11 protein-coding genes are annotated in these 18,465 nt (G+C 73.6%); 9 read left to right on the plus strand and 2 right to left on the minus strand.

Going from position 1 to position 18,465, the window contains the following annotated elements:
* The first annotated feature begins 193 nt into the window (after nucleotides 1–193).
* The 6 genes from AB1460_RS19895 to AB1460_RS19920 are packed head-to-tail and all read left to right on the plus strand — an operon-like array spanning nucleotide 194 to nucleotide 9,851.
* Complete coding sequence (locus AB1460_RS19895; RefSeq protein ID WP_368963184.1) at nucleotides 194–1,600, plus strand: diaminobutyrate--2-oxoglutarate transaminase family protein; 1,407 nt, start codon at nucleotides 194–196, stop codon at nucleotides 1,598–1,600.
* Complete coding sequence (locus tag AB1460_RS19900) at nucleotides 1,597–3,258, plus strand: pyridoxal phosphate-dependent decarboxylase family protein (RefSeq protein ID WP_420497321.1); 1,662 nt, start codon at nucleotides 1,597–1,599, stop codon at nucleotides 3,256–3,258. The genes AB1460_RS19895 and AB1460_RS19900 overlap by 4 nt, the downstream gene beginning before the upstream one ends.
* Nucleotides 3,255–5,159: an IucA/IucC family protein gene (locus AB1460_RS19905; protein WP_368963175.1), complete on the plus strand. Its 1,905-nt coding sequence runs from the start codon at nucleotides 3,255–3,257 to the stop codon at nucleotides 5,157–5,159. The genes AB1460_RS19900 and AB1460_RS19905 overlap by 4 nt, the downstream gene beginning before the upstream one ends.
* Nucleotides 5,159–6,520 carry a lysine N(6)-hydroxylase/L-ornithine N(5)-oxygenase family protein gene (locus tag AB1460_RS19910; RefSeq protein ID WP_368963177.1) on the plus strand — a complete coding sequence of 454 codons (1,362 nt, stop codon included), beginning with the start codon at nucleotides 5,159–5,161 and terminating at the stop codon, nucleotides 6,518–6,520. Before AB1460_RS19905 ends, AB1460_RS19910 begins: the two co-directional genes overlap by 1 nt.
* Nucleotides 6,517–8,394 carry an IucA/IucC family protein gene (locus tag AB1460_RS19915; RefSeq protein WP_368963178.1) on the plus strand — a complete coding sequence of 626 codons (1,878 nt, stop codon included), beginning with the start codon at nucleotides 6,517–6,519 and terminating at the stop codon, nucleotides 8,392–8,394. Before AB1460_RS19910 ends, AB1460_RS19915 begins: the two co-directional genes overlap by 4 nt.
* Entirely contained in the window at nucleotides 8,394–9,851 is a 1,458-nt protein-coding gene (locus tag AB1460_RS19920; RefSeq protein ID WP_368963185.1) for a glutamine synthetase family protein, read from the plus strand. The genes AB1460_RS19915 and AB1460_RS19920 overlap by 1 nt, the downstream gene beginning before the upstream one ends.
* Here the strand turns inward: AB1460_RS19920 and AB1460_RS19925 are convergent.
* Nucleotides 9,811–12,279 carry an MMPL family transporter gene (locus tag AB1460_RS19925; protein WP_368963180.1) on the minus strand — a complete coding sequence of 823 codons (2,469 nt, stop codon included), beginning with the start codon at nucleotides 12,277–12,279 and terminating at the stop codon, nucleotides 9,811–9,813. The two genes, AB1460_RS19920 and AB1460_RS19925, sit on opposite strands and share 41 nt — an antisense overlap.
* A gap of 120 nt (nucleotides 12,280–12,399) precedes the next feature.
* Between AB1460_RS19925 and AB1460_RS19930 the strand changes: the two genes are divergently transcribed.
* The gene (locus tag AB1460_RS19930) at nucleotides 12,400–13,161 is read left to right on the plus strand and encodes a TetR/AcrR family transcriptional regulator (protein ID WP_071084986.1); all 762 of its coding nucleotides are present in this window, start codon (nucleotides 12,400–12,402) and stop codon (nucleotides 13,159–13,161) included.
* A gap of 140 nt (nucleotides 13,162–13,301) precedes the next feature.
* On the opposite strand, the gene AB1460_RS19935 is transcribed toward AB1460_RS19930, so the two are convergent.
* Entirely contained in the window at nucleotides 13,302–14,372 is a 1,071-nt protein-coding gene (locus AB1460_RS19935; RefSeq protein WP_018634768.1) for a hypothetical protein, read from the minus strand.
* A gap of 559 nt (nucleotides 14,373–14,931) precedes the next feature.
* Here AB1460_RS19935 and AB1460_RS19940 point away from each other — a divergent pair.
* Both AB1460_RS19940 and AB1460_RS19945 read left to right on the plus strand, forming a co-directional pair.
* Nucleotides 14,932–16,068, plus strand: a complete 1,137-nt coding sequence (locus AB1460_RS19940; RefSeq protein WP_368963181.1) for a cysteine--tRNA ligase — start codon at nucleotides 14,932–14,934, stop codon at nucleotides 16,066–16,068.
* A 364-nt stretch (nucleotides 16,069–16,432) separates the two neighbouring features.
* Entirely contained in the window at nucleotides 16,433–18,049 is a 1,617-nt protein-coding gene (locus tag AB1460_RS19945; RefSeq protein ID WP_368963182.1) for a sensor domain-containing diguanylate cyclase, read from the plus strand.
* The last annotated feature ends 416 nt before the right edge of the window (nucleotides 18,050–18,465 follow it).

The raw sequence follows: 18,465 nt of genomic DNA on the forward strand, positions 1-18,465 counted from the left end.
CGCCACCGCGGTACCGCGGTACCGCCACAGACCTCGATCCCGACATCACGACCTCAGCACCGACAGCACTCCGGTGCGGCACCACAGGGGCAACAGTGAGGAAAAGCTCGGCGCATCCACACGCCGGAGATCGGGACTCATCGAAGTTAGGCTTCCCTGATCCGGCTCGCTCGAAGGGAAGTCGCCCGTGAAGATGATCTCTCCGGCCGACGCCGAAGCCGGTCCCGGCAACACGGATCCGGCTGCAGCGGCCGCTATCCTGGCCCGCCAGGCCACCCGGGAGTCCGCGGCCCGCACCTACGCCCGGTCGCTGCCGATCGTCCCGGTCGGCGCCCACGGCTCCTGGATCACCGGCGCCGACGGGCGGCGCTACCTCGACTTCCTCGCCGGCGCCGGCACCCTCGCCACCGGGCACAACCACCCGGTGGTGGTCGAGGCGATCGAGCGGGTCCTGCGCTCCGGCGCGCCGCTGCACGTGCTCGACCTCGCCACCCCGGAGAAGGACGCCTTCACCGAAGAGCTGGTCGCCACCCTGCCCGTGGGCCTGCGCGAGGACCCGCGCCTGCTGTTCTGCGGCCCGACCGGCGCCGACGCCGTCGAGGCCGCCCTCAAGCTCGCGCAGACTGTCACCGGCCGCCAGACGGTGCTGGCGTTCACGGGCGCGTACCACGGGATGACAGCCGGCGCGCTCGCGGTGACCGGCAAGGTCGCCGCCAAGGAGCCACTGCCGGCTGCCGGCGCGGTCACCCGGCTGCCCTTCCCGTATCCGTACCGGTGCCCCTTCGGGGTGGGCGGGCCGGCCAGCGCCGAGATCTCCGCTGATTTCGTCGAGCGCCTTCTGGACGACCCCTGCGGCGGGGTCACCAGCCCGGCCGCGATGATCCTCGAGGTCGTGCAGGGCGAGGGCGGTGTCGTGCCCGCGCCGGACGGCTGGCTGCGCGCGATGCGCGAGCTGACCCGCCGCCGGGGCATCCCCCTCATCGTGGACGAGGTGCAGACCGGCGTGGGCCGCACCGGCCGTTTCTGGGCGTGCGAACGCGCCGGTGTGGTGCCCGACATGCTGGTGATGTCGAAGGCGATCGGCGGCGGCCTGCCACTGGCCGTCGTCGCCTACCGTGCCGAGCTGGACACCTGGGCCCCGGGCGCCCACGCGGGGACCTTCCGTGGCAACCAGCTCGCGATGGCCGCCGGGCGGGCGACGCTGCGGCTGGTGCGGGCGCAGGAGCTCAGCGAGCGCGCGGCTGTCCTCGGCGACCGGCTCCTGGCCGGCCTGACCCAGCTCGGGCGAGGGACCGCGATCGTCGGTGACGTCCGGGGCCGCGGCCTGATGCTCGGCCTCGAGATCGTCGACCCGGAGGCCGCCGCCGACCGGACGGGTGCCCGTCCGGCCGACCCGCGCCGCGCCGCGGCCATCCGTGACGCCTGTCTGGCCCGCGGGCTGATCACCGAGCTCGGCGGCCGGCACGACGCCGTGCTCCGCCTGCTGCCGCCGCTCACGGTCTCCGACGAGGAGGCCGAGCTCGCCCTGGAGATCCTCGCGGAGTCGCTGGGGACGGCAACCAGCGCGGGCCCGCGGGCCGGCACGCCGCAAGCCCGATGACGAGGCCGGGTCACCGGCCGGCCGACGACCTGCGGGCACTGCTCGCCGTCACCGTGGACGCCCTTGACGCCGGGCGGCGGGACCGCGGCGGCCCGCTGCCTTCCGGCGGGCCGGCGGACGTCCGGAAGGCGGTTCTCGCCGCGCTCGGCGAGCCCGGCCCGCTGCTCCCCCCGAGGGGGGATGGGGAGGCCGCGGCGCTCGGCGCGCTCACCCGCATGCTGTCGGCCGGGTCGGCCGATCCCGCGGACCCGTTGTGCGCGGCTCACCTGCACTGCCCGCCGCTCGCCGTCGCCGTCGCCGCCGATCTCGCGGTGAGCGCGCTGAACCCCTCCCTCGACTCCTGGGACCAGGCTCCGGCCGGCACCACCATCGAGACGGAGGTGCTCGCCGCGCTCGCCGACCTCGTCGGCTACGACCCGACCCGCGCCGTCGGCACGGTGACAACCGGCGGCACGGAATCCAACCTGATGGGCCTGTTACTCGGCGGGCATGTCGCCGGACGCGCTGCCGCACCGGCCCCCGGGAGCACCGCCGCCTCCCCCCGCGGCTGGCTCGGCCAGCTCTCGCACCACGGGCGGCACGGTGCGCGCCCTCCCGCGTCGCGCGCACCCGCGTCGCGCTCGGCCGCCACGGCGGCGCTGCCCGTGTTCTGCTCCGCGGCCGGCCACCACTCGGTGCGCCGCGGCGCCGAACTGCTCGGGCTGCGCAGGATCGTCCCGGTGGAGGTCGACGCCGCCCATCGGATGGATGTCCAGGCGTTGCGCTCGGCGCTGGCCCGCCACCCCGGGCCGGCTCTCGTCGTCGCGACCGCCGGCACCACCGACGCGGGTGCGATCGACCCGCTGGCCGAGATCGCCGAGCTGGTCCGCGCCCACCCGGCCCCGGTCTGGCTGCACGTGGACGCGGCGCACGGCGGGGGCGCCCTGTTCTCCCGCCGGCTCGCCGAGCGGCTGGCCGGGCTGGCCCAGGCCGACTCCGTCGCCCTCGACCTGCACAAGCTCGGCTGGCAGCCGGCCCCCGCCGGCATCTTCCTCACCCCGTCGGGCCGGGGGTGGGACCGGCTCGACGCCGAGGTCGCCTACCTGAACCCGGCCGACGAGACCATCGCCGGGTACACCAGCCTGCTTGGGCGCTCCCTGCGCACCACCCGCCGCCCGGACGCGTTCAAGATCGCCGTGACCTTCCGCGCGCTGGGCCGGGAGCGCCTCGGCGCGATGGTCGACACCTGCCACGATCTCGCTCGGCATGCCGCCCGGGTGGTGACCGCGGACCCACGCCTTGAACTGGCGGCTCCGGTGACCCTGAGCACGGTGCTGTTCCGCTACCTCCCGCCAGAACCCGGCGAGCACCCACCAGATACCGGCGGCGGTACGCCGGAACACACCGGCGTACCGCGCCACGCAGACCGCGCGCGCCACGCGAGCCGGCTCGACCGGATCGACCGGATCGACCGGATCGACCGGCTGAATGCCGCCATCCGCTCGCGGCTCCTCGAGGAGGGCGCGGCGGTCGTCGGGCGCACCACCGCCGGGCCCCACGGGGCCGTCCATCTGAAGCTCACCCTGCTGAACCCGAACGCGACCGATGCCGACGTCTCCGCCCTGCTCGCGCTCGTCGCCGCGACCGGGGACCAGCTCGCCGCCGAGCGGACGCCGTGACGGAGGCGGGGCGGACATCCGCGGCGGAGGCGGAGGCCGCGGCGGTCGTGACCGAAGTGCTGCTCCGCTGCTGGGCCCGCGAGGTCGGGCTCGTCGGCGCGGTGGACGGGCCACCGGCGCCGGGGCGCCTGCGTATCGCGCTGCCCGCAAGCAGGCTCGACATCGACGTGGAGCTGCGGTACCGCTCACCCACCGGCTGGCACCGGTTCGGCCCACCCAGCCTGCACGGCACGCCGCTGGACGTCGGCCCGCTCGCCGCGCTCCTCGTGCGGGAGGCAGCCGGCACCGCGATCTCCCCGGCGGCGGCCCGGACCGCGCTGGCCCGCATCCTCGCCTCCACCGCCTGGCTCGCCCGCTTCATCGCCGCCCGTGCAGCCGGGTCGGTGGCCCCGGCTGACGACGCCGCCGGAGACGGGAGCGCCGCGCCGTTCCTCGTCGCCGAACGTGCCCTGATCACCGGTCACCCCTTCCATCCGGCGGCGAAGAGCCGCGGGGAGGCGACCGACGCGGAGACGGCGCGGTACTCCCCCGAGCTGCACGGGTCGTTCCCGTTGCACTGGTTCGCCGCACATCCCGACATCGCCCGGCACGGGGGCCCCGATCCGGCACCGCTGCTGGCGTCCCTGCGCGGCACCGGCGGACCGCCCGCGCCGAAGGGGTACCTGGTGCTGCCGGCTCATCCCTGGCAGGCACGGGCCATCCGGGACCGCCCGGCCCTCGCCGGCCTGCTCGGCGACGGCCGGCTGGTGGACCTGGGGACGTCGGGCCCGCCGTGGTACCCGACGGCGTCGCTGCGCACCGTCTGGCGGCCGGACGCACCGGTGATGCTCAAGCTGTCGCTCGGCATGCGGATCACCAACTCGCGCCGGGAGCTGCATCCCGACGAGCTCGCGCTGGGCGCCGAGATGGCCCGGTTCGCCCGGCTGGACGCGGACGGCTGGCTGCAGCGGCACCACCCGCGGTTCCGGCTCGTTCCGGAGCCGTCGTGGGTGTCGGTGCGTGGCGGCGGGCTGGAATGCTCGCTGCGGACGAATCCGTTCGGGCCCACCGACCGGGTGGTCTGCGCCGGAACGCTGGTCGCGGACCGACCCGACCTCACCCCGGGAGTGCCCGGCCGGTCCCGGCGGTCGATGCTCGCCGAGCTCCTCACCGGCCTCACCGACCTCACCGGCCGCACCGCCCGCACCGGCGTCGGCAGCGTCGGCGACGACGGCCCGGGGGCGCCGGACGTCGCTGCAGCTGGCCGCAGGCGGGCGGAAGCGGCCGCGGGCGCGGTCGCCCGCGAGTGGTACGCCCGTTACCTGCGGGTTCTCATCGTCCCGGTGCTCGACCTGTACCTGCGCCGCGGGACGGGCCTGGAGGCGCACCTGCAGAACACCCTGGTCACGCTGGACGAGCAGGGCTGGCCGGTCGCCGGCTGGTACCGCGACAGCCAGGGCTACTACCTGGCCGCCTCCTACGCCGACACCGCGCGCCGGGAGGTGCCCGGGCTCGGCGAGGGGCTGCCCGCCGTCTTCGACGACGCGCTGGTCGAGCAGCGCATTCTGTACTACACGGTGGTGAACAACGCGCTGGCGATCGTGGGGGCGCTGGGCTCCGCCGGGCTCGCCGACGAGCACGACCTGCTCACCGTGCTGCGTGAGGCCGTCCTCGGCCTGCGGTCGCGCCTGACCGCCGGGCCGGGACCGGGACCGGGACCGGGACCGTCGTCGGGGCCGACGTCCAGCGGTGGCCTGGCCGCGCGCCGCGGCCTGCTGGACCGGCTCCTGGACGCGCCGACGCTGCCCTGCAAGGGCAACCTGCTGACGTGCGTCGATGGGCGCGACGAGCTGGTCGGGCCCGTGTCGAGCCAGTCGATCTACGTGGAGATTCCCAATCCGCTGCTGGAGGTCCGCCCTTGATGCCGTCGCCCCCGGACGAGGCCGGCCCCTACGACCTGCTCGGGGTGGGGCTGGGGCCGTTCAACCTCTCCCTCGCGGCGCTGGCCGACGGCGTGCCCGGGCTGCGGGCGGTGTTTCTCGAGCAGGCGGACGAGTTCCACTGGCATCCGGGCCTGCTGCTGGACGGGACGACGCTGCAGGTGCCGTTCCTCGCCGACCTGGTGACGTTGATCGACCCGACCAGCCGGTGGTCGTTCCTGTCCTACCTGCGCGAACACGACCGCCTGTTCCGCTTCTACTTCTACGAACGGTTCCATCTGCCGCGCCGTGAGTACGACGACTACTGCCGCTGGGTGGCGCACGCCCTGGCATCCACCCGCTTCGGGAGCCGGGTCGAGGCGGTGCGCTGGCAGCCGGGCAGCGGGCTGTTCGAGGTGACGGTGTGGGACGGGCAGCGGCGCACCCTCACTGCCCGCAACCTGGTGCTCGGGGTCGGCACCGAGCCGGTCGTGCCGTCGGCGTTCGCCGGACAGCACGGGCCGCGGGTGTTCCACTCGGCCGACTACCGGCAGGCGCGCGACCGGCTCGCCGGGGCGGGGCACGTCACGGTCGTCGGGTCCGGGCAGTCCGGCGCCGAGGTGTTCGCCGACCTGCTGCGCGCGCAGCCCACCTCCGGGCACGCGCTGGCCTGGATCACCCGGACACCGGCCTTCGCGCCCATGGAGTACTCCAAGCTGGGGCTGGAGCAGTTCACCCCCGACTACGTGCGCTACTTCCACGGGCTCGACCAGCGGACGAAGGACGCCCTCGTCCCCGGCCAGTGGCAGCTGTACAAGGGCATCGACGGGCAGACGATCGCCGAGATCTACGACCTGCTCTACGAACGCAGCATCGGGGGCGCCGAGCCGAACGCCCTGCTGCTCCCCAACGTCACCATCGAGGCAGTCGAGGCGGGCGAGACGGGCGAGACGGGCGGGACGGGCGCCGGCCCGGCTGGGCAGCGCAGCTTTCAGCTGCACTGCCGGCACGGCGATCAGCACCGCGCGTTCACCGTCGGCACCGACGCGGTGGTGCTCGCCACCGGCTACGCGCCTCGCCGCCCGATCCTGCTCGATCCGGTCACCGACCTGCTCGACCTGGACTCCGGCGGCCGTTTCCGGATCGACGAACGCTACCGCCTCGCGACCGCGGACGAGCTCACCGGACGGATCTACGTCCAGAACGCCGAGCTGCACACCCATGGAGTGGGAGCTCCCGACCTCGGGCTGGGTGCCTGGCGGGCGGCGGTCATTCTGGACGACCTGACCGGCGGCCGGGCGCACCGGTTGCCGCGCCCGGCGGCCTTCACCACCTTCGGCCCCCCGAGCGGAGCCGGCCGGTGACCGCCGCGACGGACGGCGAGCTGTGGCGCACCGCCGGGCTCGCGCTACTGGCCCGACTGATCGCCGAACTGGCGTACGAGGAGCTCCTGGTCCCCGCGCCCGACCCCTCGGCCGGCACGGCGGCGCGGCGTCCGGACCCGCCGCCGGTCGGCCGGGGTGCCCCGGCGCCGTACCGGATCGACTGCGGTGCGGTGGCCTACACGTTCACCGCCCGCCGGGGCACCTTCGGCAGCTGGTGGCCGGACGCCGCGACGCTGCGGCGCGGCGGCGGGCCGGCCTGGGACCCGGTGCGCTTTCTCCTCGACGCGCGGGAGGCTCTCGGCTGGTCGGGTGACGTCCTGGCGGATGTCGTGCGCGAGGTGACGGCCACCCAGCGCGCGGACGTCCGGCTGCTGCGCGGGGCACTGCCCGCGGGCCGGCTCGCCGACCTGTCGTACGTGGAGCTCGAAGGTCATCAGTCCGGGCATCCGTGCATGGTGGCGAACAAGGGCCGCCTCGGCTTCGGCGCGACGGACGCCGCCCGCTACGCCCCGGAGTCCCGGGCGCCGTTCCGGCTGCGCTGGCTGGCGGCCGAAGCCGGCCTGGCCCGGCTCGTCACAGCGGAGGGCCTGGCCCCGGGCGCGCTGTACGAGGCTGAGCTGCCGGCGGTCACCCGGGCGGAGTTCACCGCGGCCCTGCACGCGGCGCTGATCGGCGCGGGCCTGGCCGACGCGGGTTCCATCCCGGGTTCCGTCGCGGCGGCGGCGGACCGGTACCGGTGGCTGCCGGTCCACCCGTGGCAGTGGGAACACGTGGTGGTCCCGCTGTTCGCCGCCGAGCTGGCCACCGGGGCACTGGTCGATCTCGGCGAGGCACCCGACCGGTACCTGCCGCTGCAGTCCATCCGGACGGTGGCGAACGTCGACACACCGGGCCGGCGGGACGTCAAGCTCGCCCTCATGATCCGCAACACCCTGGTCTGGCGCGGGATGTCCGCCGACGACGCGGACGCCGGCCCCGTCGTCTCCTCGTGGCTGACACGGCTGGCGCGGGAGGACCCGGAGCTACGGGCCACCGGCGTCATCCCGCTGGCGGAGGTCGCCGGTGCCACCGTCGCCCATCCGGCCTACGACGCCGTGGCGGACGCCCCGTACCGCCTGCACGAGCTGCTCGGGGTGCTGTGGCGGGAGCCGGTCGCCTCCCACCTGGCACCCGGCGAGCGGGCCCGGACGATGGCCGCGCTGCTCACCCTCGGATCAGACGGGCAGGCGCTCGTGACCGAGCTCGTCCGGCGCTCCGGGCTGGATCCGGAGCAGTGGCTCACGGCGTTCCTGCAGGCCCTGCTCCCCCCGCTGCTGCACTACCTGTACGTGTACGGCGTGGCCTTCACCCCACACGGCGAGAACGTGATCTGCGTGTTCGATGCGGACGAGACCCCGCGGCGCATCGCCGTCAAGGACTTCGGTGCCGACATCGACCTGGTCGAGGGCGACTTCCCGGAGCGCGCCGCGACCGACGGCGGGGCCGGCGCGCTGTGCCGGCACTGGCCGGCCGGGCTGTTGGCGCACTCGGTGCTGTCGGCGGTGTTCGCGGGGCACTTCCGATACTTCTCGGTGCTGGCCGCCGACCACCTGGGCGTCGCCGAGGAGCGCTTCTGGTCCCTCGTGCGGGACACCGTGCTCGGCTACCAGCGGGCCCACCCCGAGCATGCCGCGCGTCACGCGCTCATCGACCTGATGGGCCCGGTGTTCGCCCGCGTCTGCCTGAACCGGGAACAGCTCGCCGGGGCCGGCTTCCACGACCGCGCGGGGCGGGACGCCCAGTTCGACGTCCTGCACGGCACGGTGGCGAACCCGCTCGCCGCCATCCCGCCGCACTCCGGCGACGCACTGTGATGGTCAGCGGTGGCGGAGCGCCCGCGGATGGCGGGGCGCCCGGCGATGCCAGGACACCCGGGGATGGCGGGACGCCCGCGGGCACCGCCCGGGGAACGGAGCTGCTCGACAGCGGCACCGTGGACGAGGTGATCGTCGCCGTGCCTGACCTGCAGGGGCGGCTGGTCGGCACGGGACTGTCACCGGAGTACTTCCGCGAGCAGGTGCGGTCCGGCTCCGACGGGGTCGGCGCCTGCACCTACCTGTACGCCGTCGACGTCGAGATGCAGACCGGGCCCGGCTACGCCTACGACCCGTGGCAGGGCGGGTTCGGTGACCTGCGCCTGCACCCCGACCTGACGACGCTGGGCCGCGCGCCGTGGCGGCCGCGCTCGGCGGTCGTCATCGCGGACGCCGTCTGGCCGGACGGGAGCGCCGTCGAGGCCGCGCCGCGGACGGTGCTGCGCCGCCAGCTGGACCGGGTGGCCGCCCGGGGACTACGGGCGTTCGCCGGCACCGAGCCCGAGTTCCTCGTCTTCGAGGAGACCTACCGCGAGGCCGCCCGGCAGGACTACGGGCGGCTCACCCCCGCCAGCAGCTACGGCATCGACTACGCGCTGGCGGGCACCGAGCGGATGGACGATCTCGTCCGGGCCATCCGGACGGCGATGGCGGCGGCCGGCGCGCGGGTGGAGTCCGCCCGGGCGGAGGTGCATCCGGGCCAGTTCGAGATCGTCTTCGGTTACGACGAGGCGCTGCGCACCTGCGACCGGCACGCGCTCTACAAGACCACCGCGAAGAAGATCGCCGGTGCGGCCGGCCACGCCCTGACCTTCATGGCCAAGTACGACGAGGGCGAGGGGAACTCCTGCCACGTACACCTGTCCCTGCGCGGCGACCAGGGGGAGCTCACCTTCGCCGCCCCCGGTGCACCCGATGGACCCGGGGCACCCCCCGACGGGGCCATGTCGGACCTGATGCGGTGGTTCGTGGCCGGCCAGCTCGCCTGCATGGCCGAGTTCACGCTGCTCTACGCGCCGACCGTGAACTCCTACAAGCGGCTGGCACCAGGCGCCTTCGCCCCGACCGGGATCTCCTGGGGCCTGGACAACCGCACCTGCGCGATCCGGGTGGTCGGGCACGGCGCCTCGCTGCGGATCGAGCACCGGGTACCCGGCGGTGACGCCAACCCCTACCTGGCGCTCGCCGGGATGATCGCCGCCGGCCTGCACGGGATCGAGCACCGGCTGCCGCTGGAACCACCGCGCACCGGTAACGCCTTCGCCGCCCCCGACGTCCCGCGGCTGCCCACCACCCTGGCCGCCGCGGCCCGGGCGTGGCGGGAGAGCGCCATCGCCCGGGCCGCGTTCGGCCAGTCGGTCGTCGATCACCTTGCGCAGGCCGCCGACGTCGAGCGGGCCGCCTTCGACCGGGCCGTCACAGACTGGGAGCGCCTGCGTTGTTTCGAGCGGTTCTGACGTCGGGCACGCTTCCGGCCGGCGCACTGCCGGCGGGCCCGCCGGCGGTGGGTGCGCCGACGGCGGCCGGGACGGGTGCGGCGGGTGCGGCCGGCGCGCCGCCCTCGCTCAGGCCGATCCGTGCGTGCAGGGCCCGCAGCGGCTTCGGCGCCCACCAGTTGGCGTCCCCGGCGACCCGCATGAACGCGGGCACGAGCACGCCGCGGATCAGTGTGGCGTCGAGCAGGATCGCAAGCGCCGTGCCCAGGCCGAACATCTGCATGAAGCGGACGGACGAGGTCGAGAAGGCCACGAAGGTCACCGCGAGCAGCGCCGCGGCGGTGGTCACGAGACGTCCGGTACGGGCCAGGCCGGCGGCGACCGCCTCGGCGTTCGAGGCGCCCGCGTCATGCTCCTCCTTGATCCGGGAGAGCAGGAAGACCTCGTAGTCCATGCTGAGCCCGAAGGCGATGCAGAACAGCAGCACCGGCATGGACGTGTCGAGCGGGCCCGGGGTGAAGTCGAACAGCCAGCCGAGGTGCCCGTCCTGGAAGATCCAGACGGCGACTCCGAAGACGGCCGTGAGCGTGATCCCGTTCAGCACGATCGCCTTCAGCGGCAGCAGCACACTGCCGGTGAACAGGAACAGCAGCACGAAGGTGGTCAGCGAGATCAGCCCGATGGCAAGCGGGAGACGGTCGGCGATCGTGTCCTTGCCGTCGACGATGACGGCGGGTGGCCCGCCGGCGAGCGCCTCGGTCCCGGCCGGGGCGGCAGTGTCGCGGATCTGGTGGACGAGGGCCTGGGCCTCGTCCGAGTGCGGCTCCACGGACGGCACGACGCGCAGGTAGGAGGCGTTCTCGGCCGTGTGACGGCTGGCGGGCTCCCGCGGTGGCGCAACCGTCCGCCCGTCGATCAGGGTGCCGGCGGAGCTGTCGACCCGGGCGACGCCGTCCAGTTCGGAGAGGGCGGCGGCGTAGCCGGCGACCTGCTCCGGTCCGGTGCGGTCGGCCGGCCCGGTCACCACGACGACGATGGCCCCCGCGTCGTTGGAGGAGAAGTCCGAGCGGAGGACGTCACCGACCGCCCGGCTGGAGGCGTCCGCGCGCAGCACCCGGTCGTCCGGGGTGCCGAACTCGACGTGCAGGAAGGGGGCGGCCAGCACCAGCAGCAGGGCGACGACAGGCAGGCCGGCGAGCAGCGGACGGCGCATCGTGACGGTGGCCACCCGGCGCCAGAACGGCGACTCGACCACCTCCCGTGGCACCGCCCGCCCAGCAGCCGCGCCCGCACCGGCTCCGGCGCCGGCGCCGGCGCCGGTCGCGGCGTCGGCCTGCGCCGCGGCGTCGGCGGCGCGGCGGCGGCGCCGGAACAGCCCGATCAGGCCACCGACCCGCAGCGCGTTCACCCGGGATCCGAGCAGCATCAGCACCGCTGGCAGGACGACCACCGCGGCGACCACGGCCACGGCGGTGACCGCGATGCCGGCGTAGGCCATCGACTTCAGGAAGTACGGCGGGAAGACGAGCATCACCGCGAGCGCGACGATCACTGTCGCGCCGCTGAACAGGATGGTGCGCCCGGCGGTTCGCACCGTCACCGTCACGGCCTCGGCGCGGTCCCGGCCGGCCGCGAGCTCCTCGCGGAAGCGGCTGACCATCAACAGCGCGTAGTCGATCCCGAGGCCCATGCCGAGGGCCGTCGTGAGGTTGACGGCGAAGATCGACACATCGGTGAGGCTGCCGACCACCGAGAGCACGGCGAAGCCGCCGAGGATGCCGAGCAGCCCGATCCCGAGCGGGAGGAGCGCGGCCACCAGCCCACCGAAGGCGATGATCATCAGCACGGTCGTGATCGGGATGGCGATCGACTCGGCGACGGCCAGGTCGGCCCCCACCTGGCCGTTGATGTCCTCGCCGACCGTCGCGGCACCACCCGGGCGCACCGTGACCGGGGCGGCGGCACCACCCGGTGGGCCCTGGTCGGCCTGGCCTGCCTCGTAGGCGTCCTCGAACCGGGCCACCAGGTCCTCGGTGTGGTCCTCGTCCACGCTGGCGACGACGAGCGCGGAGCGGCCGTCGTCGGAGCGCAGCGGCGGGGCGTCCGTCCAGTAGGACGAGACGTTCGTGACGCCGGGTTCGCGGGCCAGATCCTCCGCGAGCTCCCGGCCCGCCCGGGCCACGGCAGGATCATCGACCGCCCGCCCGTCCGGGCCGGTCACCTCCGGCCGGGCGGTCACCAGGAGGACGAGGTTCGGCTCGCCGCCGAACTTCTCGTCCACCAGGTCCGCCGCCCGGGTGGAGGGTGAGGCGGGGTCGTCGAAACCGTCCGACTCGAGCTTGCCGAAGGCGCCCATGCCCACCACTCCGGCACCCAGCAGCGCGACAAGGGTGAGGAGCAGGACAAGTCGTGGCCGACAGGTGACGATCTTCGCTACAACAGTGAACACGGGACCCTCCCGAGAGAAGCAGTCTCTTAGGAGAACAGTGTTCACAGAGATCGACGCCACCGTCAAGAGCAGTGTTCTCGAAAGTTGACACCGATCGCGACCGGGACCCAGCATGGTGCGGTGACCCATCCCGTCCCACGTCGCGAACGCATCCGCCAGACGACGATCGACGAGATCAAGACGGTCGCCCACGAACAGCTCGCCGAGCACGGGGCGGCCGCGCTCTCGCTGCGCGCCGTCGCGCGCGCGATGGGGATGACCCCGTCCGCGATCTACCGGTACTTCGACAGCCGGTCCGCGCTGATCTCCGCACTCGCGCGGGACGCCTACAGCTCACTCGCCGACACGCTGGAGGCTGCCTTCCTCGCCGCCCCCGCGGACGACCAGATGGTGCGCTGGCTGCTGGTCGCCCGGTCACACCGACGCTGGGCGAAGACGCATCCGACCGAGTACACGCTGATCTTCGGCCCGCGGCCGGCCGACCTCACCGGCCGCCCCACCGCCGTCCAGAACGAGGTGGAGCGCTCCGTCGCGGTGCTCTTCCGGTGCATGCAGGAGGTGGTCGAGGCCGGCATCGTCGACCTGGGTGTGCTGGACGCCGAGCTGTCACCCGGCCTGCGCGCGCGGTTCCAGGAGTGGGACTGCACCGACCTGGGCCCGGCCGCCGAGGCCGCCTGCATGCTGGTGTGGACGCAGCTGCACGGCCTGATCGCGCTGGATCTGTTCGACCATCTGCCGCCACCGCTCGCCGACTCGGCCGAGCTGTTCGACCAGCAGATGATCGGCGCGCTGGTCCGGATCGGCCATCGCGGCCCGGTCGACTTCGCCGAGGTGATCAGGCGCGCCGATCTCACCGAACAGCACACGCTCGCACCGACCTGACGCGCCCCCGGCTGACGCGCGCCGGCCCGATGCCCGCCGCCGGCCCCGCCGGCCCCGGCTGACGCGCGCCGCCGGGCCCCGGCCGCCGCCGCGCCGGTGTGACGCGGCGGCGGCCGGGATCGTGCCGCGGCGGGGTTTCGTCAGGCGGAGGCCCGCATCCGCCGGCCGAGGGTGTCGAGCGCGGCGCGGCGGGCGCTCTTGATCTCGGGGAGCCGCGCCTGGTAGGCCGACGCCGTCGCCAGCGGCTGGTAGAACCCCAGCCGTGGGACGAAGTCGATCTCGTCGTAGCCGGGTGGGCGGTGCAGCGCGTAGGTGCGCCCCGGGAAAAGGAGGTCGTAGTTGTCGGCAATCTGCCAGATGGCGACATGGGGATCGAGTCGGCGCCGTTGGAAGTAAGCCTCCAGGACGTCGATTGTGAAACTGATCTCGTGGAACTGCTTCACCAGGTTGTGGTAGTGCTGACCGACCTGGTACTTGATCGGCAGCTCGACCTGGAGACAGTCCGCGTAGTCGAGAAGGTCGAGGGCGAGAACCTTCAGGGAGGTTTCCACCCCGTAACCGCGGGAGAACGCGAGCGCCGCAAAGACGTCGGCGTCGATGACGAACTCCCCGATCAATGGCTGGATTGTCCGCGTGATGGACGGCACATAACGAGCGAGTTGCTTCGAGAGCAACGACCTGAGCATCTCCGTCGTGCGCCCGCCAGGCTGACCGTCACCGGTCACCCTGCGCGAACTTCCATTCACGAAAAGCGGGGCGTTCCCAGCCGTGGCTGCGGCCGCGAGCACACCTACCGTGGTCGGGTCATAACTTTCGAGGTCGGCGTCATGGAAAATGAGGCGGTTGCCGAAGGCCAGATAGGCAAGGCTGCGCATCGCGCCGGCCTTGCCGCCGACCGTGGCCGCCTCACGCCCCGCATGGCGCTCGAGCACGGACTGGCCGCGGACGACCCAGCTCGCACCCGCCTCGGTCGCGATGCGGACGAGATCGTGCTCGTCCCCGTCCGACGAGGGGTCGACGACGACCCCGATCTCGTCGAGGACGCTGCGCTCCTGCATCCAGCGTTGCCGGTTGAGCGCGATGATGGTCCCGAGCGTTCGCGCCGCCTCTGGCCCGCGTGCGGGTATCAGAAGACTGAGCGTGACGCCTTTGTTGAGCTTGTCCACCTCGATCGCGTCGAGGTCGAGGGTGGTGGGTTCGAGCGTTCGCACGGACGCCCCTCTCTCGAGGCCTTTCTTGGTTACGACCAACCCCCCAGACCGACCACGCCCGCGCAGACGTGGACGGCGGAACACCAGATGGTCCGTGTACCGCGTGAACCATCCAGGCGAAGCTTTCCGGGCAGACGTCCCCAGGTCAACAGGGCGTCCTTCCCACCCTCCCTTGTTAAGCCTTTTCGCGACCCCTGATCCCCCCCGGGATCGATCGGCCCGCGGACCGGCCGATCAGGTGGCGAGCCCCAAAGTATGGATGTTGCGCGACGGATCGTCACTCCCCCGGAAGAGTCCTTCGGGGAGCATCTGCGCCCGGCGGGGGACACCGGGCGGGCCACGGTCTCCCCGTGGAGGTCCGACAGGTCAGGGCACTCTGGCCGCTCCAGCCCGTCATGGGCTGGATCCCTGCCCTGAACGGTCTACCCGGGAACTGTCCGGATGACCCCCGGCGGGTCCGGAAACGCCGCCAGGACCCGATGTCGGCGCTGGTAGTGGACCTGGGCACTGTCCTGGCGAGGGCCCGGCGACCCGATGGCATTGATGGCATGCTCGGGTGATGGATGTCGCACTGGACCCGATGCGCCCCGATCTCCGGCTCGCCGGATCGCCCCTCCCGGTCGTGGGCCGAGCCCGGATCTACGTGTGCGGTATCACACCGTATGCGGTCACGCATCTCGGCCACGCGGCGACCTATCTGTGGACGGACCTCGCCGTCCGGCTCTGGCGTTCCACCGGTGTGCAGGTGGAGCTGGCCCGCAACATCACCGATGTCGATGACGCGATGTTCACCGAGGCGCGCCGGCTGGGCATGCCGTACGACCAGGTCGCGTCGATGCAGCGGTTCGGCTTCGACCGCACCATGGCGGCCCTCGGGATCCGCCCGCCCGACCACGAGCCGACGGCACGCGCCTCCGTCTCGCGGGTGATCGAGCTCGCGGCGGCCCTGCTCCGCTCCGGCGATGCCTACGAGCGCAACGGCAGTGTCTACGCCCGCGCGGCCCAGGCGGCGGACAGCGCCGGGATCGACCGGGCGGAGGCGATCACGCTCGCCGCCGAGTACAACGACGAGCCGGGCGATCCGGAACGTGACGACCCGCTCGACGTGGCGGTCTGGCGGGCAGCCACACCCGGGGGCGACTTCCCGAGCTGGCCGAGCCCGTGGGGCCCCGGCCGGCCGGGCTGGCACGCCGAGTGCGCGGCGATGGTCCTGTCGACCTTCGGGTCCAGCGTCGACCTGCACGCGGGCGGCGCGGACCTGCGCTTCCCCCACCATGCGGTGGAGGCGCTGCTCGCCGAGCGCGCCACCGGCGTCCGCCCGTTCGCGCGCGCCTGGCTACGCTCCGGGACGGTCCGGGTCGGCGGCGTGAAGATGTCCAAGTCGCTGGGCAACCTGGCCTACGTCGACGACCTGCTGACCCGGCACGAGCCGGCCGCGCTGCGGCTGCTCTGCCTTGCCCGCCCGTGGGGTCTGGACTGGGACTTCGACGAGGCGGCGTTCGAGGCGGCCGAGGCCGACCTGGACCGGCTCTACACCGCCGCGGCCCGGCCCGGCGGCAGCCGGGACGGTCTGGCCGCCGCCGCGATCGACGCCGCCCTGCTCGACGACCTCGACACCGTCCGGGCCCGGGAGGTGGCGTTGGAGGCGGGAGGCGGCGCCGCCCGGCGCTTCATCTCGGTGCTGGGGCTGGTCTGACCTCCGCCCCGTCACCGGCTGGCGAGTGCCCCGCGGAGTGCGACACAAGACTCAGACAAAAGGTCGCACCCTGCGTCAAATGATCGTGTACACGTAGCTACCATCGAAACAGTTTCGACGTCGCCCAGGTTCGGGACCGTCAAACCAAAGCCGCCCGCCCGGCCAGAACGACACAAAGGGTGATGATCCAAGCCGGCAGGGTGGTGTTGCGGGCGGTGAGCGGCAGGCGTGGACCGCGCCGGTACCCGACCCGCGCGCCCCTGTCACCGGCGCATCCCCCGACCCGGCGTTCGTATTCGGAGAACCTGCACATGGCCCGGTCACTCCCGTCCGGTGCGCGGCGGCCGGCGCCCCCCGGCATCCGGTGACCGTGCGACTGCCCCCACGTCCGTCCCGCACACCGCCCGACTCGCCATCGGCCGTCCCACCACGCAGCTGGGTCTGGTACCTCGTCGGCGGTCTGGGCCTGCTCGCCCTCTTCTGCGCCGCCCCGTCGAGCGGCCCGCTGTCGGTGCTGCGCACGATCGCGTCCCTGCTGGTCAGCAGCTCCGCGGTGGTGGCGGTCCTGATCGGGGCGCGGCTGCGGCAGCACCCGCCGGCCCGCCCGCCCTGGCTGCTGTTCGCCGCCGCCGAGGCCGCGGCGGCGCTCGGCGGCGTCCTGCTCCACGGGGCGCGCCACCTGCTGGACCGGCAGGGCTTTCCCGGACTCTGGGACGTCGCCCTCCTCGCGCAGTACCCACTGCTGGTGGTCGGCATCGCGATGCTGGGCCGGCGGCGGGGCGCGGCCGACGGGCTCACCAACATCCTCGACAGCCTGACGATCACCGTGGCCGGTGCGCTCGTCGCCTGGATCTATCTGGTCGCCCCGCGGCTGTCCACCGAGCAGACACTCCTCGTCCGGCTGCCGGCACTGGCGTACGCGGTGCTGAGCCTGGCGGTCCTCGCCGCCGGTCTGCGCCTGCTCCTGAACGGCAGGCCGCGCGCCGCCTCGTACTACCTCCTTCTCGGCTATCTCGCCGCCGTGCCGGCCGCGGCTGTGCTGTACGTCCCACGTCAGCTCGACGGGACATACCAGGTCGGCGGGCCTGCGGAGATCATCGGGATGGCCGGCGCGCTGCTGCTCGGTGCCGCCGCGCTGCATCCGAGCGCGGGCGACGTCACCGCCGGGCGCCCGCGGACGGGCACCGTGCTCTCCGTGCCGCGGCTGCTCGCGCTCACCGCGGCGGCGCTGGTGGCGCCGGTCGTGCTCACGGTGCAGAGCCTGCGGGGCCAGACCGACGGGCTGGTCGTGGTGGCCGTCTCCAGCGGGGCGATGTTCGTCCTGATCATCTTCCGGATGGCCGGCCTGGTCGCCGACCAGCACCAGGCCGCGATCACGGACGGGCTCACCGGCGTACACACCCGCCGCCACCTGGAAGGCGAGCTGTCCGCCTCGGTGGACCGCGCGTTGCGTCACGGCAGCCGCCTCGGCCTGTTCCTGATCGACGTCGACCACTTCAAGGCGATCAATGACCGGTTCGGGCACCCGTCCGGCGACGACGTCCTCGTCGAGGTGGCGCGCCGGCTGCGAGCCGCGACCAGGCCCGGTGACGTGCTGGGCCGGTACGGCGGCGAGGAGTTCGCGGTGGTCGTGACGGACCTGCGCGAGGCGGACCTCGCGGCCGTCGGGGAGCGGCTGCGCCGCCAGGTCGGCACCGAGCCGATCCGGATCAGCGCCCGGACCTCCGGCGAACCGGCCGCCGCCGGGCAGGTTCCGGACGGGCCGGTTCAGGATGATCAGATCGTGACGGTGACGGTGTCGGTCGGGGTGGCGGTCGTGCCCACCCACGCCGCGGACGCGGCCGGGCTGGTCGCCGCCGCCGACAGCGCGCTCTATGCGGCGAAGGCCGGGGGTCGGGACAGGGTCACGATCAGCGGCCAGCCCGCTCCGCCCGCGGCCGAGGGGCAGCTCGCCGTCAGAGCGGCCTCCCGCACCGTCTGAACCGCCGGCACGGGGAGGCCCGGACGGGCACCGGTGGACGTCGCCTGCGCGACATCCCGACCGCGTGACGTGCCGGCACGCGTGGCTGGCCACCTCAGCCGGGGGTGCAATGCGCAACTTGTCCAGTTAAGGCCGGTTTCGCGACGTAGTGTTCGCACAGGGTGCAGCCGCACCGCACCGACTGGTGAAACCTCGATTCTCCCACTGGTCGGCAGCGCCGATCCGGTAGAGCAACCCGGACATCAGTCCTCCTCGACTCCGCTGGCCGATAACTCCGCTGGGCCGTCAGCTCCGGTCGGGCGACGCGCCGCCTCGTTGCCGCGGCCACCCGGCCGTGGCGGGTCATCGGGATGTGGCTCGCTGCCCTCGTCGTGGCTCTCGGGCTGGCAGCCGGTTCCGGAGGAAAGCCTCACGAC

Source organism: Parafrankia sp. FMc2 (assembly GCF_041008525.1).
Classification (GTDB): Bacteria; Actinomycetota; Actinomycetes; order Frankiales; family Frankiaceae; genus Parafrankia.

Excerpts from the sequence above, each read along its gene's own strand:
- AB1460_RS19940 (WP_368963181.1), top strand. The coding sequence starts at position 14,932 with ATGGATGTCGCACTGGACCCGATGCGCCCCGATCTCCGGCTCGCCGGA.
- AB1460_RS19900 (WP_420497321.1), top strand. The coding sequence starts at position 1,597 with ATGACGAGGCCGGGTCACCGGCCGGCCGACGACCTGCGGGCACTGCTC.
- AB1460_RS19910 (WP_368963177.1), top strand. The coding sequence starts at position 5,159 with ATGCCGTCGCCCCCGGACGAGGCCGGCCCCTACGACCTGCTCGGGGTG.
- AB1460_RS19920 (WP_368963185.1), top strand. The coding sequence starts at position 8,394 with ATGGTCAGCGGTGGCGGAGCGCCCGCGGATGGCGGGGCGCCCGGCGAT.
- AB1460_RS19895 (WP_368963184.1), top strand. The coding sequence starts at position 194 with ATGATCTCTCCGGCCGACGCCGAAGCCGGTCCCGGCAACACGGATCCG.